Below are 22938 nucleotides of genomic sequence, written 5' to 3' on the forward strand. Positions count from 1 at the left end.
AAATAGTATTTTATGAAAAGAACTATTATTTTTGTGATCCAATTATAAGATATGATTCAAAGAATGCAAAGTGTATACATGTTATTAGTTGCCGCAATTGGTGGTGGACTGACATTTGTGTTCAGTTTGTATACCATGGTAAATGAAACTATTGTGTTTGCAAAAGACGAACCTTTGTTCTTAGGTTTGTTTATGGCTTCGGCTGTTTTAGCGTTGATCACTATCTTTATGTTTAAGAATAGAAAATTACAATTTGTGTTGAATCGTTTCAACATCATATTTAACCTTATTTTATTAGGAGTATTTGTATATCGAATGCTAAATTTATCTGGAGAGATGGAAGTCTCAGAGAAAGGTATTGGGATCATTCTTCCTATTATTTCTATCGTTTTATTAGTGCTCGCTAACCGAGCAATTAAGAAGGACGAAGATCTCGTAAAATCTGTAGATCGATTACGATAAACCTAACATCTTAGTAATATTAGTGCGTAAGAAACTCCAAAGTGAAAGCTTTGGAGTTTTTTTAGTGAAACTCAACTTTGAAAAGTCTGAAAGACGAATTCAAAGTTGTAAGTTGAACTAATCCTGTGGAAACATAGGATCTTCTAATCGTATAACTTATGTGATTAAGCTCAATTTTGAAAAAACCGAAAGATACATTCAAAACTGTAAGTTGAACTAATCCTGTTTATAGCGGAATCATATTTTTTACTCATTGTAGTAAAATTAAATATCGATTAACTTCTTAATGTCTATTGGCAAGTTCAATTATCTCCAAGTCTTTTATTTTTTCACCATCAATTACAAAACGCAACATGGTTCGTACTTTATGAAATCCATGTTTTCCGCATGCGCCAGGATTCATATGTAATAAATCTAACTTCTTATCAAACATTACTTTCAAAATATGCGAATGTCCACAAATAAATAGTTTCGGTGGGTTTTTCTGAATTTCTTCGCGTACACGCACATTGTATTTATTCGGGTAACCGCCAATATGCGTTATCCAAACATCAACACCTTCACATACGAAACGATTGTGTTCTGGAAATTCCATACGCGCTTTGTCATTATCAATATTTCCATACACAGCGCGCAATGGCTTTAATGCTTGTATTGTGTCCGTTACAGACAAATCGCCAATATCACCTGCATGCCATACTTCGTCAGCATTTTTAACATGCTTTAAAATCTGATCATCAATATGACTGTGTGTATCTGATAATAATAAAATTTTCTTCATAAAAAGTCTTCCTTAAAACTTTGCTAAAAAAGTATGAATTCAAGTAAAATAATGAATTAAAACTTATCTTTGTGAGTCTGAAACAAAAGTAGCAAATATTACCTTGAGATACTTCATAGAACTTTCTTATAATGGCGAAAAATATCATGGTTGGCAAAATCAGCCAAACGCTATTTCGGTACAAGAAGTTATTGAAAAAGCATTGTCAACAGTACTACGAAAAGATGTTTCAATTTTAGGAGCAGGAAGAACTGATGCAGGTGTGCACGCAAAACAAATGTTTGCACATGTTGATGTAGAAGAGGAAATTAATAGGACAGAATTAGTATTCAAACTCAATTCATTTTTGCCACAAGATATTGCCATTCAAGACATTCATGCTGTAAAAGAAGATGCACATGCGCGATTTGACGCAATAGGACGCACGTACGAATATTGGATAGTAACTGAGAAAAATCCGTTTCACAATCAATCAGCACATTTAGTTTACAAAGATTTAGATGTTGATTTGATGAATGAAGCCGCAAAAGAATTATTTAATTACGAAGATTTCAAATGTTTTTCCAAAACGCATACAGATGTAAAAACGTATTTCTGTACCATTGAAACTGTATGTTGGGAACAACGAAATGAATTATTAGTATTTACAATTCGAGCGGATCGTTTCCTTCGAAACATGGTTCGCGCCATTGTAGGCACATTATTAGAAGTAGGATTGGGGAAATTATCAATAGCAGGATTTAAACAAATTATAGAATCGAGAAATCGAAATAATGCAGGAACATCTGTACCTGGAAAAGCATTATATTTAACCGCGGTAACATATCCGGCAGAAACATTTAAAACACATGGCTAAAGTAACAGGGAAAGTATTCGACGTAGGTCTTTTTAAAAGATTGTTGGTCTATACCAATCCTTACAAAATTACCTTATATTTTGTAGCAATTGCGGCAATATCATTAGCTGTTTTTGCAGTTACACGTCCCGTATTATTAAAAATTACCATAAATGATTACATCTTAACCAAAGATGCACACGGATTATTAATTTTTATTATGTTAATGCTTGGCGTATTGGTATTAGAAGTTGTTTTTCAGTTTCTATTTGTATTTTATGCAAACTGGTTGGGACAAAGTATTATAAAAGATATTCGTCAAAAACTATTCAATCATATGCTAAATTTTAAAATGGCATATTATGATAAATCTTCGGTTGGCCGTTTGGTAACAAGAGCTGTAAGTGATATTGAAACTATAGCAAGTATTTTTAGTCAAGGACTTTTTGTAATTATTGCCGATTTGTTAAAAATGCTAGTTGTAATGGGCGTTATGTTATACATGAGTTGGAAACTATCATTGATTGTTTTTGCCATACTTCCCTTAATTATCTATGCAACACGTGTATTTCAAAAAGCAATGAAATCTGCCTTTGAAGAAGTACGTTCACAAATTTCGAATCTAAACTCTTTTGTACAAGAACGTGTGACAGGAATGAAGATTGTACAATTATTTTCAAGAGAAGAAACAGAATATCAAAACTTCAAAGAAATCAATACGAAACATAAAAAAGGTTGGTTACGAACTGTTTGGTATAACTCTATATTTTTTCCAATTCCAGAATTGGCAAACGCCATTGCAGTTGGTTTAATTGTTTGGTATGGTGGATTAATGGTCGCTACTGAAGGAACAACCGATTCGTTGGGAGAAGTTATCGCATTTATTATGATGATAGGAATGTTGTTTAGACCTTTGCGACAAATTGCAGATAAATTTAACACGTTACAAATGGGAATGGTTGCGGCTGGTCGTGTATTTGCAATTTTGGATACTGAAAGTAATATTTCTGATGAAGGAAAAATTGAAACAATAGATATTAAAGGCGATATAAGTTTTAAAGATGTACGTTTCTCATACATTGAAGGCGAAGAAGTATTGCATGGAATTTCATTTGATGTGCAACAAGGACAAACGGTTGCTATTGTTGGTGCTACAGGAGCAGGGAAATCGACAATTATCAACTTATTGAATCGTTTTTATGAAATTGATGCTGGAACAATTTGTATTGATACTGTAGCTATTACTGATGTAAAACTTGCCGCATTGCGCACAAAAATTGCCGTAGTTTTACAAGATGTTTTTCTATTTGCAGATACCATTCTAAACAATATTACGCTAGAAAACCCAACGATTACACGTGAAACGGTAGAAAAAGCAGCTAAGCAAATTGGCGTTCACGATTTCATCATGAGTTTGCCTAATAATTACGATTACAATGTAAAAGAACGCGGAAGCATGCTTTCTTCAGGACAACGACAATTGATTTCGTTTTTACGTGCATATGTTACAAATCCTAGAATTTTAATCTTAGATGAAGCTACTTCTTCGGTAGATTCGCATTCGGAACAACTCATACAAAATGCTACAGATACTATTACAAAAGGAAGAACTTCTATCGTAATTGCACACCGATTGGCAACTATCAAAAAAGCAGATACAATTATTGTAATGGACGCTGGAAAAATTGTAGAACAAGGTTCGCACAACGAGTTGCTTCAAATTGAAAACGGATATTACAAAAACTTATACGAAGTACAATTCATTCAACAAGAAAATGATCACTAACATGAGTTGTTATAAAATAGTCTAAACTTTGGTAGGTTTGTTTTTTCCGAAGTATGACAATTAGGTATTTAGTTAAAATTCCCTTCAAAAAGTAGCTAGGATCATTTAGAAAATATATCGAGTTACTATTATTGTCCTTTTAACGCTCGTTGTTCTTGAATCATTTCCATAAGAGTTCCGTTTAAAAACATGGAAATAATCATAATAAAACCAATGATTAAAGAAATTACAATATAAAAGCCAAGTCCAACAACTATAAAAAATAGTGTTTTCAGTAAGATTTTCTTGAAGCTTAGATTGTACAATCGTTTCAGTACATATGCTACATACAAAATACTAATAGGAATCGATAAAATACTTAAATAATTTAAAAAAGGATGGTAGATAAGAATAACTGCCAAATACAATACATTTATAAATGCTAATGTATGCGAATATGCATATAAATAAATTACAGCGTGTTCAGTGTAGTTGTATTTTTTATAATTGTAAAATACAATTTTCGAAATCAATGCAAGTAATGGAATCATTGTAAAATACATCAATGACTGATAATCAAAAATCGTAGACATTATGTTAGAAAACATTTTTCTCTGGGTTTCTGATTGTTGACTCGCATTCAGTACATCCATTGCTCCAGCGTAAATTTCAGGAAAAAACTTAAAGAAAATAAATGTAAAAAAACCTGTAATTGTGATCGCAATTGCAAAGTAATTAAAAACATTCAAGTACTTTTTTCGAGTTCCATTAATATAACTATCAATCACAACTTCTGGTTTGGTAAACAGATGACGTACCGTTTTAAAAAATGTATTGTCATAGTTCAAAAAACGTTGGGAGAATTCACTCCATAAGCTTTTTATTGTCAGTCGATTATGAATTACTTTTGCACCACAATTTGGGCAAAATTTATCTTTATTTTTGAGTTGGATTGTACAGTTTTTACAATTCATAAGCTTTGGTTTTAGCTTAATTTAGTTAAGGGAAAATATACTTTTTGTATGTTTTTTTATTAGTTGTGATACTTGCGAAATGTTACCCAAACGGAACTAGCTTAAATCATTCTGAACCATTTCTTGTAGCATTGTAATATCTTCATATAATACAAATTCACCATTTTTAATATATGAAATCTGTCCAGTTTCTTCTGAAACAACCAACACCAAAGCATCTGTTTTTTCGGAAATTCCGACAGCGGCTCTATGACGCAAACCAAAGCGTTGTGGAATCGTGGTTTCTTTTGAAATTGGCAAAATAATACGTGTGGCACTTACACGATTACCTTCAATAATAATAGCGCCATCATGCAACGGACTGTTCTTGAAAAAGATACTCTCTAAGGTAGGAATGTTTACTTCCATGCTCATTTTATCACCAGAATCTTTTACAAAATCTAAGGAATTGTTGCGTTCAATAACAATAATAGCACCTGTTTTTGTGGTAGACATCTTAGCGCAAGCGGTTACAATAGCTTCTACATCAGTTTCTGTATTGGAATCTTGTTTCAGAAACTTAAAATGTTTAACAAAACTACGTCTAGTTGCAAAATTTGTAGAACCAATCATCAATAAAAACTTTCGTATTTCTTGCTGAAAAACAATAAACAAAGCAATAATTCCAACATTAATAAATCCACCAAAAATATTACTTAACACTTTCATTTCAAGCGCTTCAGTTACTTTCCAAATAATGAAAATAATTACAATTCCTATGAAAATGTTAATAGCCGCAGTTCCTTTCACAAGCTTGTATACATAATATAAAAGCACTGCAACTAAAATGATTTCAATGAAATCTAACCAGCCAAAATTTAAAAAGCTTAAAAATTCCAAAATGAGTTGGGTAAACGATTTGAGTAAAAATAACAAATATTATAGAATGAATAGCTAAAAGGAACTTTTTTTCAAAAGGAAATTCACAGCATTTCTATTTCTATGGTAAAACCGTATCAAATTAATTTATAAGTTGCTTATATTGAGGACTATTAATCAAAAAACAAAATAATATGTTACACAAAATTTTAACCCTAAAAGGTGTAGAAGAAATTGAAAAAGCGCAACAACAAAAAATCAACGGAGGACGTAAACAGTGTTCTGCAAATGGTGTTTGTATAGATTGCGGACATCATTGCGCAGAAATAGAATGTTGCTACTGCCTAGATTTCTAAGAAGCACAACCAACTTTGATGAGCCATCTAAAAAATATTTTTAGGTGGCTTTTTTTATGAATACTCCTAAAGAAAACACCTATTATTTTCACATCAAGCGTGGTAGATGTACTAACATATTGTCAATCACGCATCATTCCTACCAACTTCACACATTCTACAGCTTCCTTTACATCATGAACTCGTAAAATAGAAGCACCATTTTGCAACGCAATCGTATGTAAAACTGAAGTTCCGTTTAAGGCTTCTTGTGGAGAATTTTCTAAAACTTTATAAATCATCGATTTTCTGGAAACACCTGCTAATAGTGGGAAATCTAACAATTTAAATACTTGTAATTGATTTAAAATTTCATAATTATGAGCAATTGTTTTTCCAAAACCAAATCCAGGATCAATAATAAGATCGTTAATTTTATGTGATTTCGCTTCCGCGATTTTACGCGAAAAATACTGAAGCAACTCCTTTACTACAGAATCATAACTAGGATTTTCTTGCATGGTTTTCGGTGTTCCTTGCATGTGCATCATACAATATGGTACGCCAAGTTTACCAACAGTTTCCATCATTTGATCGTCTAAATTTCCTGCTGAAATATCGTTCACTATGGAAGCACCAATTTCAATGGCTTCTTTAGCAACTGAAGCTCTAAAGGTATCAACAGAAATAAGAGTTTCGGGAAACTGCTTCAAAATCAACTCAACAATAGGTAGCAAACGTTGTTTCTCTTCAAGTTCGGTAACATGTGGTGCATTTGGTCGTGAACTATACGCACCAATATCTATAAAAGTGGCGCCATCCGTAAGCATCTTTTCAACTTGCGATACAATAGAATATTCATCTTTATACATTCCACCATCAAAAAAAGAATCAGGTGTTACGTTTAAAATCCCCATTACTTTTGGAGAATCGAGAGCAACTAATTGACCTTTACAATTGATACTTTTCATACATATATACCTTTACAACAAACTTATGTCCGTTTCTTTTTATAAATTGGTAATTTTGGACGAAATTTACATAAAATCTCTCAGTTAACAGGCAAAAACGAAACAACACATGAAATACCTTGTAGCAATTGCGCGAATCATCGTCGGTGGACTATTTATATTTTCAGGATTCATCAAACTCAATGATCCTGTCGGATTCTCGTTTAAACTTACAGATTACTTTGCAGAAGATGTACTAAACATGGAATTCCTGTCACCATATGCGCTAGGAATTGCTGTATGTATCGTAATTCTGGAAGTAATACTTGGTGTCATGACACTTTTAGGATATTTCAAAAAACCAGTCTTAATAATGTTATTAGGCTTAATAGTGTTTTTCACATTTCTCACCTTTTATTCTGCGTACTTTAACAAAGTAACCGATTGTGGATGTTTTGGTGATTTTTGGAAACTCACACCATGGGAAAGCTTCCGAAAAGATGTATTTTTACTCGTGTTTATCATTATTTTAATCATTGGACGCAAACACATAAAACCATTATTCTCTAACAAAATTAACTTAGGAATTACAATTTTGAGTTTATTGGCATGTATATTATTTGGACGACATGTACTGAATCATTTACCAACATTTGATTTCCGACCGTATAAAATAAATGCAAACATTATGGATGGAATGTCAGTTCCGCCTGATGCGCCATTGCCTGTATTTCAGTACAAATGGATATTTGAAGTAAATGGAGAAGAAAAAGAAATTGTCACAAATTCTGCTAACTATCCAGTAGTGGAAGGTGGAACGTATGTTAGTGTTACCAGCGAAATTTTAGAAGAAGGATATGAACCACCAATTCACGATTTCTCCATAGAAAGTTTAGAAGATGGTGATGTCACAGAAGCAATGATGGCAGAAGAAAAACTATTGGTCATTGTAATGTACAGCTTGGACAAAACGGAAGAAGCAGGATTATTAAAAGTAAAAGCACTTACTGATAGAGCACTAAAAGCAGGTTACAAAGTAATTGGTTTATCTTCTTCTGATCCTCAAGATTTACAAGACTTAGCTACTTTGATGAAGTATAATTTTGAATTCTACCTAACAGATGAAACGGCGTTAAAAACGATCATTCGTTCAAATCCTGGGGCTTTAAAACTTGCAAAAGGTACGATAACAGACAAAGCGCATTACAACGATTTTGAAAGCATAAAATTTTAGAAAACACTTTTTGGGAAAATACATCATACATAAAATTGGATATGCATTTCTAACGCTTTTTGGAGTTGTTACGGTGATCTTTTTCTTGTTTAATATATTGCCTGGCGATCCTGCAAAAATGATGCTTGGGCAAAATCAAACTGCAGAACAAGTTGCCGTTGTAAAAAAGAAATATGGTTTTGACAAACCCTTACTGACGCAATATGCATACTATATAAATGATTTATTGCCACTATCTTTTCATTCCACAGAAGAAAATGATTATACGTATTTAGGCGATAACAAATACAGCGCGGCAACACTATTTACCATAGGAAAAACGACAACAGTTATCAAACTTCCGTACTTACGTGAATCGTTTCAAAAATCGGGAAAAAGTGTATCGCAAGTCATTAGTGAAACCTTACCAAATACCATTGTATTAGCAATTGCAGCAATAAGTATTGCCATGTTGTTAGGAATTATATTTGGCATAATTTCAGCCTTGTATAAAGATACATTTATCGACAAATTCATTCAAATCATAAGTACATTAGGAATGAGTGTGCCTTCGTTTTTTAGTGCAATACTATTTGCATGGATTTTTGGTTTTCTATTGCATGAATTCACAAACCTAAACATGACAGGAAGCTTATACGAAGTAGACGATTTTGGCGAATCTATCAGCATTCGCTGGAAAAATCTCATCTTACCAGCCATCGTATTAGGAATTCGTCCGCTAGCTGTTGTCATACAACTAATGCGCAACTCGTTACTAGAAGTTTTCAATCAAGACTACATCAGAACGGCAAGAGCAAAAGGATTAAGTGAATTTCAAATCATAAAAAAACACGCTATCAAAAACGCGTTAAATCCTGTAATAACAGCTATTTCAGGTTGGTTTGCTTCCATGTTAGCCGGAGCTGTTTTTGTAGAATATATATTTGGATGGAATGGACTCGGAAAAGAAATCGTTGATGCTTTAAACAGTCAAGATTTGCCAATAATTATGGGAGCCGTATTAATTATTGCGAGCATGTTTGTTATTATCAACATTCTCGTAGATATTATTTACGGTTGGCTCGATCCTAAAATACGGCTACAGTAATTCAAGTATATGAAAGCTACAACACTTTATTTCGTCTGTATTAGTATGTTTTTCATAATGCAATCGTGTAAAAATGATCGTTCCAATCAAAAAGTAACACAAAAAATAATGCAAGAAGATGCCAAAAAGCTAGTATTACCAGCAAATACCTCTGTAAATGTCCTCATAGATAAAAGCGACTATACACTCTCTATATTTTCGGCAGATACATTGGTAAAACAATACAATGTTGTTTTTGGAGGAAATCCAATAGATGACAAACAAAAAGAAGGTGATAAGTGTACGCCAGAAGGTACTTTTGGAATGCGTAATAAATATCCACATAAAAGTTGGTCAAAATTTATTTGGATAGATTACCCAAATGAAGATTCTTGGAAAAAATTCAACAAACGCAAAGCTGACGGAATTATCAAAGAAGGTGAAACTATTGGTGGCGAAGTTGGAATTCATGGTGTGCCAGATGGAATGGATTACATGATTGATGACAAGAAAAATTGGACATTAGGTTGTATTTCAATGAAAAACAGCGATGTAAATGAACTATTTCCATACATTACAGAACAAACGAAAATAACCATTCAAAAATAATGAGAAACCTCATATATATAGGTATCATCGGATTGCTACTTACAAGTTGTAAAAAAGAAATCCTTACTGAATTTCCAGAAGAAGCGTTGCAAGAAACCATGCGAACTACAGCTGGAGAAAACATCACTTTTGAAGAAATCTTAACCAAACACAAAGGACAAACCATATTTGTAGATATTTGGGCTTCTTGGTGTGGCGACTGTTTAAAAGGAATTCCAGGTGTAAAAGAAATTCAAAAAAATAATCCACAATTAACCTACCTATTTTTATCTTTGGATCGAAAAGAAACAAGCTGGAAAGCAGGAATTCAAAAACACGGTCTTGTTGGAGAACATTACTATGTAAAGAAAGGTTTTAAAGGAGCTTTTGGAAAAACCATTGGACTCAACTGGATTCCAAGATATATGATTATCAATCCAGATGGAAGCATCAAACTCTTTGAAGCCATAAAAACAAACGACGAAGCATTGCTAACAGCAATCAAACCATAAACAATAAAGAACATGAGACGAAAAATAGTTGCAGGAAACTGGAAAATGAACAATGATCTTTCGCAAACGGAAGCATTACTAAACGATTTAATTGCACAAATGCCAACTACAGATGCAAGTGTAATGATTGCACCAACGTTTGTAAATCTTTTTCAAGCATTTAGTGTGTTAAAAGGACACAACATAGAAGTCATTGCACAAAATATGCACCAAGCTGAAAAAGGAGCGTATACAGGCGAAATATCTGCGAAAATGTTAAAAAGTGTAGGTGTAAAAACGGTAATTCTTGGACACAGTGAACGTAGAGCATATTTTGGTGAAATAGATGAATTGTTAGCGGCAAAAGTTAATACGGCTTTGACAAATGATATGGAAATTATTTTCTGTTTTGGAGAAGAATTAGAAGATCGTAAATCGGGAAATCACTTTGCAATTGTAGAAGCACAATTAAAAAACGCGTTATTTCATTTACAACAAGAAGATTGGAAAAATATTGTATTAGCGTACGAACCAGTTTGGGCAATTGGAACAGGAGAAACAGCTTCTCCTGAGCAAGCACAAGAAATGCATGCATTCATTAGAAAAATAGTTTCGGAAGCTTTTGGAAAAGAAGTTGGAAACGGAGTTTCTATACTCTATGGAGGAAGTGTAAAACCTGCAAATGCCGCCGAAATCTTCTCAAAGGAAGATGTTGATGGAGGTTTAATTGGTGGAGCAGCTTTAAAAGCCGCTGATTTTATCGCGATTATAAACGCAATCTAACGTAAATGTCAACAACATACATAGGATACACATTTAAAGTACAACCATTACAACCTGGTGTAGAAATTCTAATTGCAGAACTTGGTTTTGCAGGATTTGAAAGCTTTGTGGAAAATGAAGAAGGTGTAAATGCGTACATTCAAAAAGATGATTGGAACGCGTCAATTTTGGAAGATATTCAAATATTGCAAAATGAAGAATTTCAAATTAGTTACACACATGAAGAAATAGCGCAAGTCAATTGGAATGAAGAATGGGAAAAGAATTTTGAAGCTATTGAAGTAGATGATAAATGTGTTGTTCGTGCACCATTTCATGAAAAACCAACTGTTGAATATGATATTATCATAGAACCAAAAATGAGTTTTGGAACAGGTCATCATGAAACTACACACATGATGTTACAACACATCTTAAAAACCGATGTTAAAGGTAAAAAAGTATTAGATATGGGTTGTGGAACTGGCGTTTTAGCAATACTTGCCGAAATGAAAGGTGCACAACCATTAGATGCTATTGATATTGACAATTGGTGTTACTTAAATACAGTAGAAAATGTAGAACGGAACAATTGCAATCATATTTCTGTGTACGAAGGCGACGTTTCTCTGTTAAAAGATAAAAAGTACGACATCATAATAGCCAACATCAATAGAAACATTCTATTAAATGATATTCATCAATATGCGGCATGTTTACATTCGGGCGGAATTTTATTCTTAAGTGGATTTTACACCGAAGACATTCCAATAATTACGAATGAATGTGCTAAAAACAAGTTAAAATTGGAGGATAGCCTTGAAAAAAATAATTGGGTAGCCTTAAAATTTGTAATTTTGCCTTAAAATATTGAATATGAGTACGCAAGAGAAAATTGAAGAAGAATTACTGACATTAGAAGAGATACAAGAAAACAACGAAATTGTATTATATAATGATGATGTAAATACATTTGATCATGTGATTCAAACGCTAATATATGCATGTGATCATACTGCCGAACAAGCAGAACAATGTTCAATAATTGTTCACTACAAAGGAAAATGCACGGTGAAAACCGGAGAATATAAAGATTTAAAACCAAGATGCAGTAAATTGTTAGAAGCAGGGCTTTCGGCAGAAATTGTCTAGTATAACATAAAGATTTTTAGTACATTAGGAGAAATAAGCACTTTTTAGAGGTGCTTATTTTTTTTGATAAATATTTAACAAAACTGATTTAATCTGTTAATTTTTTAAGAATTCTCAGTTTTTTTAACATTTCATTAGCAATTTATCAATCTTATTCTTACTTTTGAAATGTGTTAAAAATCGCTCCAAACTTTAATTAACATTAACCAGAAAAACTTTAAAAATGAAAAATTTTAAAAACTTAACCTTATTATTAGCCTTAGCTTTAGGAATGGTTGTTGTATCATGTAGTAAAGATACAGCTGTAGTAGACGAGGAGCAACAAGACACAGCAATTGGAATTTCACAAGACGTTCTTGAAAAAGCAAGATCACTTCACTTTAACACTTTCGACATGCAGGAAACTTCATTCGAAACGCCAAATGGTAAAATCCAAGAAGGATTCATGATGGAAGGAGATATCTTCATGACACGTGACCAATTAATGGGCATGGAACTTGGTGGAGACATTACAACAAAACAATATCGTACAAACAATTTAGTATCGCCTGGAGTAATTACCATCATTGGGTACACAGGAAATAATTCTAGCGGATTAACATCTGCAATGCAAACTGGACTTCGTTGGGCAGTAGATAACTATAACGCATTAAACTTAACTATTAGTTTCCAATTGACATTTGGTACTAACTATCAAAATAAAGATATGGTAGTTTACCAAGTTGCTGGTGGAGCAGGAGGTTCTGCAGGTTTCCCTTCAGCAGGAAATCCAAACAAATTTGTTCGTATTAACTCAGGATTAGCTGGTTACAGTAATAATGTACACGAGCATGTAATTGGACACGAAATAGGTCACTCTATAGGATTCCGTCATTCAGATTACTTTAGTAGACAAAGTTGTGGACAAAATTCTAACGAAGGAAGTGCAGGAGTTGGTGCAATTCATATTCCTGGAACACCAACAGGATGGGATCCAACATCTTTAATGAATGCTTGTTTCAGTTCTAACGAAGATGGAGAATTCAACAGTAATGACATTACTGCTTTAAATTACTTATACTAAGAAGTAGTTTAGTAAAATACATATAATAACATAGTAGAATCACGAGTGATTTTTAACATACATAAGGCGCCTAACCAGCGCCTTTTTGCTATTTATAAAATAAATATTTTGGGTAATATTTTCTAAGATTTATCCCTAATAGATATAATCAAAATATATTTTATGAAAACACAAATTTTAACAAGCTTTGCGATTTCTAAGAGAAAAGCATTGCAAATTACTGGAGGAGAAGAAGATAAGCCTGTATTAAAAGAAAAGTTTAAAAAGGCAGATTCTAAAGTACAATCTCCTGTAAATTTTTGAAAAACGAAAGCTTCACAGAAATGTGGAGCTTTTTTACATCTTCACGTTAAATAACTTCATTTCTATAACTATTGGGAGAATTTCCAACATGTCGTTTAAAATATTTTACAAAATAAGAAGGATCTTCAAAGCCAATTTGAAATGCAATTTCGCCAATTTGAAGCGAAGTAAACTTTAACAAACGTTTTGCTTGTAAAATAATACGATCTGTAAGTACTTGTGAAGCCGTTTTTCCAGCTGTCTTTTTTGTAATCGTATTCAAGGTTTTGGTTGAGATATTTAGTAAAGTTGCATATGCTTGTACAGACAATCCCTTTTTATAATTTTCCTCAATCAACTCTTTATAGTGTGCAAATTGCAATTCGTAATGATTGGTAAATGATAACAGCTTTTCTTGATTCTTTTGATGTACACGTTCCAAATTGATTAGCAACGATTTCAATGAAAAACGAATAGTATCTTCATATCCAAACTGATGTCTTCGCAACAATTCTTTTCGCATCAATCTCATATACAAACTAGCGGTTTCAGCCGTTCCTTCATCAATACTATAACAAGGATTTTCCTGTGTGTTGAAAATATTATACTTCAAAAACACATCTACATCTGTATGCATAAAAAAGCTTTCATTAAAATGAATAAGCCAACCATTTATATCTAAATTATCATCAAACGCATGTATACGATCTTTGGAAATGAAAAAAATCATATGCTTCTGAATTTCATACGATTCAAAATCAACATGATGCATTCCTCCATCATCAAAAAACCAAATAATTTGATAATAACTATGTGAATGTGCTACAGCCGCTTTTTCTGCACTTCGTTTGCGATATTCATGTAAATCATAAATCTCAAATTGAAGCTTTTCAGGATGTGCTTTGTGTAAATGATACGTGGCAATATTGCTTTTAAAATCTTTCAAATGATATGTTTCGAATTCATTTTAAAAATACAATAACTTTTCAATATCCAATCTTACGATATTAATTTCTTTGCCGCGTTCAATCCACTAAAAATAGCGCCATCCATATAACCACCATGAATTGGTGAAGTTTCAGCACCAGAAAAAAGTAACTTTCCGTTGCTATAAAATTCTTGAAATATAGGGTTTCCGTAACGTGGACTCATGTAAATAGATTTTACAATATTGCCAGAATTAGTATGCACATCTTGCGACCAATCTTTTTCTTCGTAGGTTACATAATCTAAAACTTCGATCCCTAAATATTTTTGTAAATGTTCTAAAATTCGCGATTTACGTTCTTCGGCAGCAACATCACGCAATGCTTCATTTACAAACCCCATTAACGCAAACACTTCTTCTTTAGCACCACAATGATCGTACAATTCTGTAACACAACCAATTTGACCAATTAAGGTTCCAGACAGTTGCTTAGCTCTCCAAAAAGGCGTTTTAAAAGTTAAACCAACTTTCATAGCATTGCTCATCCACGTATGTGTCTGTTGCATGGTTTCCATAAGTGAAGCTGGTAATTCAGGTGTAAATGTAAGCAGGGAAGCGGTTTTTGGAGGAATTGTTAAGATAACTTTTGATGCTTTAAATTTGCCAGTATTCGTAGTCAAAACAATTTCATCTTCTACTTCTTCAATATGTGAAACGCTGGTATTTGTGTAAATTTTCTCTTGATGAAATTTTGCCAATTCTTGAATTATTGCAGCCGTTCCACCAGCAATTCTGTAGGCAGCAGGATAACTCGGATCGTTTTCAAAATAGTGAGCAGGTGCCATCGAATTATATACTAGCACACTTTTTCCTTCACTATATTGATGAAACTTTTCAATGTTTAAGTGTTCTAACATAGAAGAAATATGTTCATGATGATCTTGAAACCAAGTCGCACCTAAGTCAATTCCGTCTTTCGTTAAAATTCGACCACCAATTCGATCTCTTGCTTCTAAAATAATAATATCAGTCTCACCTTGCTGGTGAAGTGCATATGCAGTGGTGAGACCAGATAAGCCAGCGCCAACTATGATATATGTTGCAGTCGTTTGTTTCATTAATGTTCCATTAAATGTGTGCCGTGTACTACAGCCGCGCCAGCACGTAAAGCTGCGGCAATAAAAGTAACTTCGGCAAGTTCTTCTTGTGTTGCGCCAGCTTCAATAGCATGTTTTTTATGAATTTCCAAACAATATGGACATTGTGTTGTTAACGCAACCGCGATTGCCATCAATTCTTTATATTTTTTTGGAATGACGCCATCACCAAGCGCTACTTCATCCAATTGTTGAAACGCCTTCATGGCAACCGTTGCATTTTTTTCCAAAACACCTAATTGCTTTAGATTTTCATATCATACATATGTACTTATTTTTTTAGAGTAAAAAAAGCAAAGTCGTATAAACTTTGCTTTTTGTAAAAGTTATATTCGTTTAGTTTCTTCCAGCCATTACGCCTCCGTCAGTATCCCAAATAGCGCCCGTAACCCAACCTGCTTTTTCGGATAGTAAATACGAAATTGTATCTGCTACATCTTGCGCTTTTCCGTTACGTCCGATTGGATGAAAATCATGAAAATTTTGCAAAGCGTCATGTGCTTCTTGCTTTCCTCCAAAAACACTTTCGTATACAGGCGTTTCTACAACTGCTGGCGAAACAGCATTTACACGAATTTTATGAGCAGCTAATTCCATTGCTAAATGTTGTGTTAACGAATGCAAACCTGCTTTTTGCATTGAATATGCAGAAGAAGGCGTTGCTTTTACTGCTTGTTTTGCCCACATTGAACCTACATTTACAATTGCTCCTCCATTGGTAGCACTCATTTTTTTAGCCGCGGCTTGCGTAATGAAAAAGAATCCTCTATTTAAATCTTGATACGAATTATAATCTGCAACGGTATGATCTAAAAATGCTTTTGGACCAAAAATACCTGAAGCATTTACCAAATAATCTAAATTGTCAAGTCCGTTAATTTTTTCATTTAATGCGTTTACTTGCGTCGCATTTGTAATATCTATTTGGTGTGTATGTAAGTTTCCAGATGCCTCATTTTTGAAAGCTTCTAGTTTTGTGGAGTTTGTTCCGACAACGTGTACTTCCACACCTTCGTTTAGTAAATTTTGTGCAGTTGCTCTTCCAATTCCACTGCTTCCTCCTATAATTAATGCTCTTTTGCTCATGTGTATATGTTTTTTGTTTGTGATACTTTTTTTGAATAGAACAAAAGTATAGCGTGCTTTAGAGGATAAATAGTGCAGAACAGAAAATGAATGGTACTTTTAGGAAAGTTACTTTTTATATTAAATAACGCTTTATATAACCTTAGTTAATTTTAGCTTTATAAGTTAACAGTCCGTTTCAAGTTTCCATCTTTCATTTTCTTTGTTTGCCCAAAAGATACTGAAACAGGTTCAGTATAGGCTTCACAAAAGAAAGGGTACTTTTAGTTCACGTACTTATATTTTTAAATTAAGGTATTCATGAATGCAAACATTTCCAGAGGTGTTTTTAGCTGAAAAAGCTAAAACCTAAAATCTTTCTCTAAATTTTTCCCAAAGCTTCAAAATTTTTAAAGAGAAAGATTTACTACACTACGGAAAAGAAGGCAATTTCGTTAATTTTGATCGAACGAAAGTTGTATTAATATTTTTACTGCGTTTCTCTAAACCAGCATTATTAAATTCAACATATAAAAAAATCCTTTCCGCATTGAAGAGAAAAGGATTTATATATGTTTAATTTATCTATTTAGGATAGGGTAGAAGGACAGACAAATTCTGTTAACGGTATATCTGTTTTTTTAATGGCTCCAAATCCGCCAGCAACATCCGTCACTTTATGAAAACCACGTGCTTTTAAAATTGAAGCCGCAATTACGGAACGATATCCGCCAGCACAATGAATATGATATGCTTTGTTAGCATCAATCTCGTTCATATTTTTATCTATATAATCTAGTGCAAAATGTTGTACACTTTCAATATGTTTTGCTTTGTATTCGCCATCTTTACGAACATCTAATACATTTAGCGTATTCTTTTTAAAACGATTTGCAAATTCTGCTGCTGAGATAGACGTAATGCTAGCTGTTTCTTTTCCAGAAGCTTTCCAAGCGTTAATTCCACCTTCTAAATACCCAAGCGTATTATCGTAACCAACTCGTGAAAGACGTGTCACAGCTTCCGCTGATTTTCCTTCAGGAACAATTAGTAATATAGGTTGTTGTAAATCGGTAATTAACGCACCAACCCAAGGAGCAAAACTTCCGTTTAATCCAATAAAAATACTATTAGGAATGTGTGCCGATAAGAAATCTTTTTGAGGGCGAACATCTAGTATTAATACATTTTCTTTATTCGCAATTGCTTCAAAAGCTTCTGGTGTTAATGGAACATTCCCTTTTTCCAGAATAGTTTCAAAAGATGCATATCCAGATTTATTCATCAGGGCATTTTTTGAAAAGTATTGTGGTGGTGGCGCAATTCCGTCTAATACTTCTTTTACAAATTCTTCCTTTGTCATATCTGCACGCAATGCATAGTTTGTTTGCTTTTGCTCACCTAAAATCCCAACAGTTTCTTTACTTAAGTTTTTTCCACAAGCAGAACCAGCTCCATGTGCAGGATATACGATAATATCATCTGATAAAGGCATTATTTTTGTACGTAATGAATCGAATAACATACCAGCCAAATCTTCTTTTGTTAGGTCAGATTTAATAGCTAAATCTGGTCGTCCAACATCACCTAAAAATAAAGTATCTCCAGAAAAAATAGCATGTTCTTTTCCGTTTTCATCAATTAATAAAAACGTAGTAGATTCCAGTGTGTGACCTGGCGTGTGTAATACTTTTATTTTTACATCTCCAATGCTAAAAACTTCATTATCCTTCGCACTATATATATCATAATTTGTTGTTGCGTTTGGTCCAAAAACAATAGTTGCACCAGTTGCTTTTGCTAAATCAATATGACCGGAAACAAAATCTGCATGAAAATGTGTTTCAAAAACATATTTAATGTTTGCTTTATTCGCTTTAGCTTTTTCAATATACACTTTGGTTTCTCGTAATGGATCAATAATAGCGACTTCGCCATTCGACTCTATATAATAAGCACCTTGTGCTAGGCAACCTGTATAAATTTGTTCAATCTTCATAATGCTGTATTTGCGGCACAAATATAACAAAGATTGCTAGTATACATACTGTGCTTGCATTGTATTTATTTGTTAAAAATTATAGTAATTTGTTGTAAATGTAGCAATTCGGTACATTATATAATGCAAATATATATTGTAAAGAAGTAAAAAGTTGATGCAAAAAAACACACGTAGATGTAAATTACAATTATGTTTTACCACATAAAATATGTTATATTTACAAAAAAGGAATTTATATGTTTATAGTTTTTGGAACAAGAGGAATCAAGCATACGGTAAGTGAGAGTCCTGTTTTGGAGAATAGTTGTCCTAATTGCGACAACGGAAGTTTAGTAAATAAGTTATACAGACGTTGGTTTACATTGTTTTTTATTCCTGTAATTCCGTTAGATGTTGTTGATCGTTTTTATGAATGCAGTAATTGTAAAAGTGCCTATAATGAGAAAATTAAAGATCTTTTAGGGCAATCACAATCTATACAAGATAATGCGCAACATCAAGCACGGTATGTTTATGCAAAGGCGTTAATTGCAACAATGACGCATATGTCTGTCATTGATAATGATTTTGCTGTTGAAGAAGAACGTGAAATTAAAGATGCAATTGAACAATTTGATGATATAAAAACTGAATTAATAGAAATTATGGAACGTGTGAAGCGTGATCAGAACAAGGATAACTTTGTGTTTAACTTGTTAAATGAAGCACGAACTGAGTTATCTGCCGAAGCAATTATGAATATTTTAGCACAAGCAGGAGTTGTATTGCTAGCCGACGGAGTTATTGATAAAGCTGAAGAAGCATTGATGAAAGAATACTTAATTGCGTGTGGACTTCCTAAAGACATGTACAAAACATTAATTGATAAATTGCAAGTAAAAGAAATTCAAGAAGTGAATTAAGAATAAAAAATATTGAGGACCAAGCGAGCGTTTGCTCGCTTTTTTTATGCGCTTTTTGTAAAAACAGACGAAATTTTGAGCTAAATAAAGTGAATAATAATTCGTATAATATTTTCTTGTAAATTACATGTTATATGTTGATTTTTAGTTATTTATGTTTTTATTTACTAGCACGTAATTTATAAATTACGTATTATGTTTCTTTTATATTCTATCTACATTAGCTAAGTTTACCACAGGTTTTTTAGGTTATTTATTCTTCATTAAAATTTTCGAATTGGGTATTTTATTCCATGAAAAGAAGAATATATTTCTTATGCAAAAGGAGTGTTGGGGGACACTCCTTTTTGTTTTTTATACATTTCTTAACGCTTATTAACTATTTGCTACGCTTATAGAAAATATAAGAGTTACATCAATAGGATTTATTACTTTTGAAATAAGTTTCAATGAGTATTTGTTGAGGTTTATTATTCTACAATTAAAAAGGAGTGTTGGGGAACACTCCTTTTGCTTTGGATATACTTTCCATAATTGCAAAAAAAGATTCATTAAGTTTATTTAAGTCATTGATTTTCTGAAAGAAAGAGTCTTGTTACAGTGTTAGTCGTCCTAATAACGTCATTCGTCTATAGAGTATGGCAAGTTGATCGACTTTTACCTATATTATGTATTGATACACTTATATTTGTATTGAATATTTAGTATTACGATAATATTACAATCTGGTAAATTGTATATAAATTGAGAACTTTTGTGCCCCCAAAAGTTCTTTTTTTGTTTTATAACGATATATCAATTTAAAAAAAAGAATAAATACTATGTAAGCTTATCGATATAAAACGACCAATTATCCATATGTAGATGTTATTTCATCGACTTTGTGACGATAAGAAGTTGTAACTACATTATTTTAGTGCTATTAATATTTAGTATTACTAGTGTTAACAATCTGATAAATTGTATTAAAAATAAAAAAGAGAATCCTTTGCCCTGAGGATTCTCTTTTTATTTGTACCAGTTTTTGTAGTACTACAATTATTTCTTAGGATTTATAAATTCCCGTTGAAATTCTTTTACTTTCATTAAATTAATTTCTTTCTTAGATCTTCCTTTTTGTGCTTCTATGTATCCGTTAAATACGTGACTTATGTATAATGGAGATATAGGCTGTCCAGCACTAAAACTTTGTGCACTATGGCATGATAAACAGTTTGCTAAGTTACTTGCTTCAATTTTATCTAAACTCGTCTGAAATGTTTGCGTATACGTTTCCATAGAAACATTTGCGGAGTTTAATGAACCTCTTGCAATCGATCCTGGTGTTGCATTTCCAAGTGTATCTCCAACTTTTACTAATAATTCAGCTTGTTGTGTAGGCGTCATGTTATCTGTGTTAATCCAAATAGAGCCATCATATGCATAGTTATTCCAAACATCGTCTAACTTTTCAGCAACACAACTATTGATGTTTTTGATATTGTTATAATTTTCAGGTTCAGACTGGCTCGTTTTCATAAAGTTTGTATCTGGCGCTCCTTGTACTCTCGGAACTCCATATTCAAAAAGTGTATATGCTTCGCTAGCCGCAGTTGGAGCAGTACCATTCCATTGAATTCCATCAATAGTAGAAACGCTTCCTTTTTTAAATAATAATGTTTCAGTATTTGCACTAGCAGTTCCTTTTGTCCAATCAAAAGCAGGCGCCATACTATTGTGCTCAAATGTTGCCCAAATAAATTCTGGATGATTTTCTACAACGCCAACAACATGCATACCCAACATGGCTACTTCTGTTGTTGTTCCGTCTACACTTGCATTTGTAGTGTAATAATTTCCACGATCTGATTCAGGAATTACAGATGTTGAAATCCAAGAAGTTTTTAATTCTAGTGATCCTACAGGGAATGTTTCCGTATTGTTGGCATCCAAACCTCCATTAGCTAGTTCTTTAGCATATTTTTTAGCGGCATCATTCATTGTAGAATTCATATAGATAGCATAATATACTGTTCCGGCTGTACCATTCGTATTGAAATTAGGATTTGATTTTAAAATCCCACTAGACCCAGCTTGTCCAGTTTCTGATGAAGATAATACAAGCGATACGCCACTCGGAATCGTTACAGGATTCATAAATGGGTCAACTTGTATTGTTTCTTTAAAAAATGCAGGCGTATCATCCGTAGCTGAATTTGGGACAGTTAACCATAGAAATTTTTGCCATGACCATTGGTGAAAAATACAGTTTGTAGTTTCACTTGCCGCAAAAGGACTATTTGCACCTTCTTCGGGAGCTGGCGTTTGCGAATGTGGAAACCAATCAGAATCACACTCGCAAGGAGTTGTTTCCGTATCACCTTCCGCTAATTCATAGGTAGTTTGTGCGTTTGCTTTAGAAGAAGTTTTTTCAGTATCTTCAGTTTGTTTTTCTTTCTTTTTTTCTTCACATGAGTGAAAAAATACGATAGCTACGCAAAGTAGCATGGCAGTTTTTAATAGTTTTACGGTTTTCATTTCTTTAGTTATTAATATGGTTAGATTTGTTATTTAGTGTAATTAGTAATTCAAAAATCAACAAAAAAGAAATACCATACTAGCGTATAAATACTTGATTTGTGCTAAAAACTTAAATTATTACGTAAAAAGATAATGAAATTCTACGCAAAAACGGTAAGAAATAATGATAGTTCGATTGTGTAAGTGGTTGATTTACAATATTAAATATTTTCGTTGTTATTTTTTTTCTGTTTTCGTAACAACATCTAAGAGTTTTAAAATTGTTGGCATTCGATGTTCGCCATGTAATAGATTTATTTTTTTGAGAACACTCTCTTTTTCAATTCCAATACAAGAAACAAATAAGGGTTTTTCACTTGTTCCACGCAAAATAGGTGTAGAAACCTGTTTTGTATTGATAAATGATTTTTTAGCAACACCTATGATTGGAATTTTTTTGTCTAACGCTTCCCACAAATAACCGCCTAAACCGTATTTTTTATCATCATGGATAAATACATGTCCATCTACAATAATAGCTTCAATATCTTTCAAATCAATTTGTTCTAGTACTTTTAGAATACACGGAAGTTCTCTTTTGTAGAATTCGCCAGGAACATACGGAGCTACTTCATCAATGGTTGCCGTGTATATTATCTCAGGAATGTCATCTTCCCAATTAAAAGCCACGCAAACAGCTTTTGCATACGTTTCTTTGTAGTGAATATCTGTAGCTAGTATCATTGTTGTGAATTATCGCGCTAAGCTAAAAAAATAAAAAAAGAAA

Annotated in this window: 25 protein-coding genes; 14 read left to right on the forward strand and 11 right to left on the reverse strand. The window is 32.9% G+C overall.

Annotation, left to right across the window (positions count from 1 at the left end; genetic code table 11):
- Positions 1–51 precede the first annotated feature (51 nt).
- Entirely contained in the window at positions 52–462 is a 411-nt protein-coding gene (locus ACQ654_RS20665) for a DUF4293 domain-containing protein (RefSeq protein WP_430412239.1), read from the forward strand.
- 283 nt (positions 463–745) lie between these two features.
- On the opposite strand, the gene ACQ654_RS20670 is transcribed toward ACQ654_RS20665, so the two are convergent.
- Entirely contained in the window at positions 746–1243 is a 498-nt protein-coding gene (locus ACQ654_RS20670; protein ID WP_430412240.1) for a metallophosphoesterase family protein, read from the reverse strand.
- 103 nt (positions 1244–1346) lie between these two features.
- Here ACQ654_RS20670 and truA point away from each other — a divergent pair, with 103 nt between their 5' ends.
- Together truA and ACQ654_RS20680 are read left to right on the forward strand one after the other, a co-directional pair.
- A complete protein-coding gene (gene truA, locus ACQ654_RS20675; protein ID WP_430412241.1) occupies positions 1347–2099 on the forward strand; it encodes a tRNA pseudouridine(38-40) synthase TruA in 753 nt (250 codons plus the stop codon).
- The gene (locus ACQ654_RS20680; protein WP_430412242.1) at positions 2092–3864 is read left to right on the forward strand and encodes an ABC transporter ATP-binding protein; all 1773 of its coding nucleotides are present in this window, start codon (positions 2092–2094) and stop codon (positions 3862–3864) included. Before truA ends, ACQ654_RS20680 begins: the two co-directional genes overlap by 8 nt.
- A gap of 128 nt (positions 3865–3992) precedes the next feature.
- Here ACQ654_RS20680 and ACQ654_RS20685 read toward each other — a convergent pair whose 3' ends face one another.
- Positions 3993–4817 (reverse strand): DUF3667 domain-containing protein, encoded by an 825-nt coding sequence (locus tag ACQ654_RS20685; protein ID WP_430412243.1) that lies wholly within the window; start codon positions 4815–4817, stop codon positions 3993–3995.
- Positions 4818–4913: 96 nt separating this feature from the next.
- Positions 4914–5696, reverse strand: a complete 783-nt coding sequence (gene cdaA, locus ACQ654_RS20690) for a diadenylate cyclase CdaA (protein ID WP_430412244.1) — start codon at positions 5694–5696, stop codon at positions 4914–4916.
- A gap of 173 nt (positions 5697–5869) precedes the next feature.
- On the opposite strand from cdaA, the gene ACQ654_RS20695 reads away from it, so the two are divergent.
- On the forward strand, positions 5870–6031 hold the full coding sequence (locus tag ACQ654_RS20695) for a hypothetical protein (protein WP_430412245.1): 162 nt from the start codon (positions 5870–5872) through the stop codon (positions 6029–6031).
- Between the two features lie 122 nt (positions 6032–6153).
- On the opposite strand, the gene folP is transcribed toward ACQ654_RS20695, so the two are convergent.
- The gene (gene folP / locus ACQ654_RS20700) at positions 6154–6981 is read right to left on the reverse strand and encodes a dihydropteroate synthase (RefSeq protein ID WP_430412246.1); all 828 of its coding nucleotides are present in this window, start codon (positions 6979–6981) and stop codon (positions 6154–6156) included.
- Positions 6982–7090: 109 nt separating this feature from the next.
- On the opposite strand from folP, the gene ACQ654_RS20705 reads away from it, so the two are divergent.
- The 9 genes from ACQ654_RS20705 to ACQ654_RS20745 all read left to right on the forward strand — a co-directional run bounded on the left by ACQ654_RS20705 (position 7091) and on the right by ACQ654_RS20745 (position 13619).
- Entirely contained in the window at positions 7091–8194 is a 1104-nt protein-coding gene (locus tag ACQ654_RS20705) for a BT_3928 family protein (RefSeq protein ID WP_430412247.1), read from the forward strand.
- Positions 8195–8204: 10 nt separating this feature from the next.
- Positions 8205–9281, forward strand: a complete 1077-nt coding sequence (locus ACQ654_RS20710; protein ID WP_430412248.1) for an ABC transporter permease — start codon at positions 8205–8207, stop codon at positions 9279–9281.
- Positions 9282–9338: 57 nt separating this feature from the next.
- Positions 9339–9869 carry a L,D-transpeptidase family protein gene (locus ACQ654_RS20715; RefSeq protein WP_430412249.1) on the forward strand — a complete coding sequence of 177 codons (531 nt, stop codon included), beginning with the start codon at positions 9339–9341 and terminating at the stop codon, positions 9867–9869.
- Positions 9869–10360, forward strand: a complete 492-nt coding sequence (locus ACQ654_RS20720) for a TlpA family protein disulfide reductase (RefSeq protein ID WP_430412250.1) — start codon at positions 9869–9871, stop codon at positions 10358–10360. The genes ACQ654_RS20715 and ACQ654_RS20720 overlap by 1 nt, the downstream gene beginning before the upstream one ends.
- A gap of 12 nt (positions 10361–10372) precedes the next feature.
- Positions 10373–11122: a triose-phosphate isomerase gene (gene tpiA / locus ACQ654_RS20725; protein WP_430412251.1), complete on the forward strand. Its 750-nt coding sequence runs from the start codon at positions 10373–10375 to the stop codon at positions 11120–11122.
- A 5-nt stretch (positions 11123–11127) separates the two neighbouring features.
- Positions 11128–11967, forward strand: a complete 840-nt coding sequence (prmA, locus tag ACQ654_RS20730; RefSeq protein ID WP_430412252.1) for a 50S ribosomal protein L11 methyltransferase — start codon at positions 11128–11130, stop codon at positions 11965–11967.
- Between the two features lie 10 nt (positions 11968–11977).
- On the forward strand, positions 11978–12253 hold the full coding sequence (locus tag ACQ654_RS20735; protein ID WP_430412253.1) for an ATP-dependent Clp protease adaptor ClpS: 276 nt from the start codon (positions 11978–11980) through the stop codon (positions 12251–12253).
- 223 nt (positions 12254–12476) lie between these two features.
- Complete coding sequence (locus ACQ654_RS20740; RefSeq protein WP_430412254.1) at positions 12477–13316, forward strand: M57 family metalloprotease; 840 nt, start codon at positions 12477–12479, stop codon at positions 13314–13316.
- Between the two features lie 162 nt (positions 13317–13478).
- Positions 13479–13619 carry a hypothetical protein gene (locus ACQ654_RS20745; protein ID WP_430412255.1) on the forward strand — a complete coding sequence of 47 codons (141 nt, stop codon included), beginning with the start codon at positions 13479–13481 and terminating at the stop codon, positions 13617–13619.
- Between the two features lie 46 nt (positions 13620–13665).
- Here ACQ654_RS20745 and ACQ654_RS20750 read toward each other — a convergent pair whose 3' ends face one another.
- From ACQ654_RS20750 to ACQ654_RS20770, 5 genes are all read right to left on the reverse strand, one after another.
- Entirely contained in the window at positions 13666–14544 is an 879-nt protein-coding gene (locus ACQ654_RS20750) for a helix-turn-helix domain-containing protein (RefSeq protein ID WP_430412256.1), read from the reverse strand.
- Between the two features lie 53 nt (positions 14545–14597).
- Positions 14598–15644 carry a flavin monoamine oxidase family protein gene (locus ACQ654_RS20755; protein WP_430412257.1) on the reverse strand — a complete coding sequence of 349 codons (1047 nt, stop codon included), beginning with the start codon at positions 15642–15644 and terminating at the stop codon, positions 14598–14600.
- Positions 15644–15913, reverse strand: coding sequence for a carboxymuconolactone decarboxylase family protein (locus ACQ654_RS20760; RefSeq protein ID WP_430412258.1), 270 nt, complete (start codon positions 15911–15913; stop codon positions 15644–15646). Before ACQ654_RS20760 ends, ACQ654_RS20755 begins: the two co-directional genes overlap by 1 nt.
- Positions 15914–16019: 106 nt before the next feature.
- The gene (locus tag ACQ654_RS20765; protein ID WP_430412259.1) at positions 16020–16769 is read right to left on the reverse strand and encodes an SDR family NAD(P)-dependent oxidoreductase; all 750 of its coding nucleotides are present in this window, start codon (positions 16767–16769) and stop codon (positions 16020–16022) included.
- A gap of 568 nt (positions 16770–17337) precedes the next feature.
- Entirely contained in the window at positions 17338–18747 is a 1410-nt protein-coding gene (locus ACQ654_RS20770; protein WP_430412260.1) for an MBL fold metallo-hydrolase, read from the reverse strand.
- Positions 18748–18986: 239 nt separating this feature from the next.
- On the opposite strand from ACQ654_RS20770, the gene ACQ654_RS20775 reads away from it, so the two are divergent.
- Positions 18987–19652 carry a zinc-ribbon domain-containing protein gene (locus tag ACQ654_RS20775; RefSeq protein ID WP_430412261.1) on the forward strand — a complete coding sequence of 222 codons (666 nt, stop codon included), beginning with the start codon at positions 18987–18989 and terminating at the stop codon, positions 19650–19652.
- 1038 nt (positions 19653–20690) lie between these two features.
- Here the strand turns inward: ACQ654_RS20775 and ACQ654_RS20780 are convergent.
- Both ACQ654_RS20780 and ACQ654_RS20785 read right to left on the reverse strand, forming a co-directional pair.
- Entirely contained in the window at positions 20691–22169 is a 1479-nt protein-coding gene (locus ACQ654_RS20780) for a hypothetical protein (RefSeq protein ID WP_430412262.1), read from the reverse strand.
- Between the two features lie 219 nt (positions 22170–22388).
- Positions 22389–22895 carry an endonuclease V gene (locus ACQ654_RS20785; RefSeq protein ID WP_430412263.1) on the reverse strand — a complete coding sequence of 169 codons (507 nt, stop codon included), beginning with the start codon at positions 22893–22895 and terminating at the stop codon, positions 22389–22391.
- Positions 22896–22938: the final 43 nt, after the last annotated feature.

The sequence above is a fragment of the Kordia sp. genome, assembly GCF_965283645.1.
Lineage (GTDB): Bacteria > Bacteroidota > Bacteroidia > Flavobacteriales > Flavobacteriaceae > Kordia.

What these genes read in the sequence shown, in the direction of transcription:
- ACQ654_RS20780 (WP_430412262.1), bottom strand. Translation starts at nt 22,169, where the DNA reads ATGAAAACCGTAAAACTATTAAAAACTGCCATGCTACTTTGCGTAGCT.
- ACQ654_RS20670 (WP_430412240.1), bottom strand. Translation starts at nt 1,243, where the DNA reads ATGAAGAAAATTTTATTATTATCAGATACACACAGTCATATTGATGAT.
- ACQ654_RS20765 (WP_430412259.1), bottom strand. Translation starts at nt 16,769, where the DNA reads ATGAGCAAAAGAGCATTAATTATAGGAGGAAGCAGTGGAATTGGAAGA.
- ACQ654_RS20695 (WP_430412245.1), top strand. Translation starts at nt 5,870, where the DNA reads ATGTTACACAAAATTTTAACCCTAAAAGGTGTAGAAGAAATTGAAAAA.
- prmA (WP_430412252.1), top strand. Translation starts at nt 11,128, where the DNA reads ATGTCAACAACATACATAGGATACACATTTAAAGTACAACCATTACAA.
- ACQ654_RS20745 (WP_430412255.1), top strand. Translation starts at nt 13,479, where the DNA reads ATGAAAACACAAATTTTAACAAGCTTTGCGATTTCTAAGAGAAAAGCA.
- ACQ654_RS20775 (WP_430412261.1), top strand. Translation starts at nt 18,987, where the DNA reads ATGTTTATAGTTTTTGGAACAAGAGGAATCAAGCATACGGTAAGTGAG.
- ACQ654_RS20755 (WP_430412257.1), bottom strand. Translation starts at nt 15,644, where the DNA reads ATGAAACAAACGACTGCAACATATATCATAGTTGGCGCTGGCTTATCT.
- ACQ654_RS20680 (WP_430412242.1), top strand. Translation starts at nt 2,092, where the DNA reads ATGGCTAAAGTAACAGGGAAAGTATTCGACGTAGGTCTTTTTAAAAGA.
- ACQ654_RS20735 (WP_430412253.1), top strand. Translation starts at nt 11,978, where the DNA reads ATGAGTACGCAAGAGAAAATTGAAGAAGAATTACTGACATTAGAAGAG.
- ACQ654_RS20720 (WP_430412250.1), top strand. Translation starts at nt 9,869, where the DNA reads ATGAGAAACCTCATATATATAGGTATCATCGGATTGCTACTTACAAGT.
- tpiA (WP_430412251.1), top strand. Translation starts at nt 10,373, where the DNA reads ATGAGACGAAAAATAGTTGCAGGAAACTGGAAAATGAACAATGATCTT.
- ACQ654_RS20685 (WP_430412243.1), bottom strand. Translation starts at nt 4,817, where the DNA reads ATGAATTGTAAAAACTGTACAATCCAACTCAAAAATAAAGATAAATTT.
- folP (WP_430412246.1), bottom strand. Translation starts at nt 6,981, where the DNA reads ATGAAAAGTATCAATTGTAAAGGTCAATTAGTTGCTCTCGATTCTCCA.
- ACQ654_RS20740 (WP_430412254.1), top strand. Translation starts at nt 12,477, where the DNA reads ATGAAAAATTTTAAAAACTTAACCTTATTATTAGCCTTAGCTTTAGGA.
- ACQ654_RS20665 (WP_430412239.1), top strand. Translation starts at nt 52, where the DNA reads ATGATTCAAAGAATGCAAAGTGTATACATGTTATTAGTTGCCGCAATT.
- ACQ654_RS20705 (WP_430412247.1), top strand. Translation starts at nt 7,091, where the DNA reads ATGAAATACCTTGTAGCAATTGCGCGAATCATCGTCGGTGGACTATTT.
- ACQ654_RS20715 (WP_430412249.1), top strand. Translation starts at nt 9,339, where the DNA reads ATGCAATCGTGTAAAAATGATCGTTCCAATCAAAAAGTAACACAAAAA.
- ACQ654_RS20785 (WP_430412263.1), bottom strand. Translation starts at nt 22,895, where the DNA reads ATGATACTAGCTACAGATATTCACTACAAAGAAACGTATGCAAAAGCT.
- ACQ654_RS20770 (WP_430412260.1), bottom strand. Translation starts at nt 18,747, where the DNA reads ATGAAGATTGAACAAATTTATACAGGTTGCCTAGCACAAGGTGCTTAT.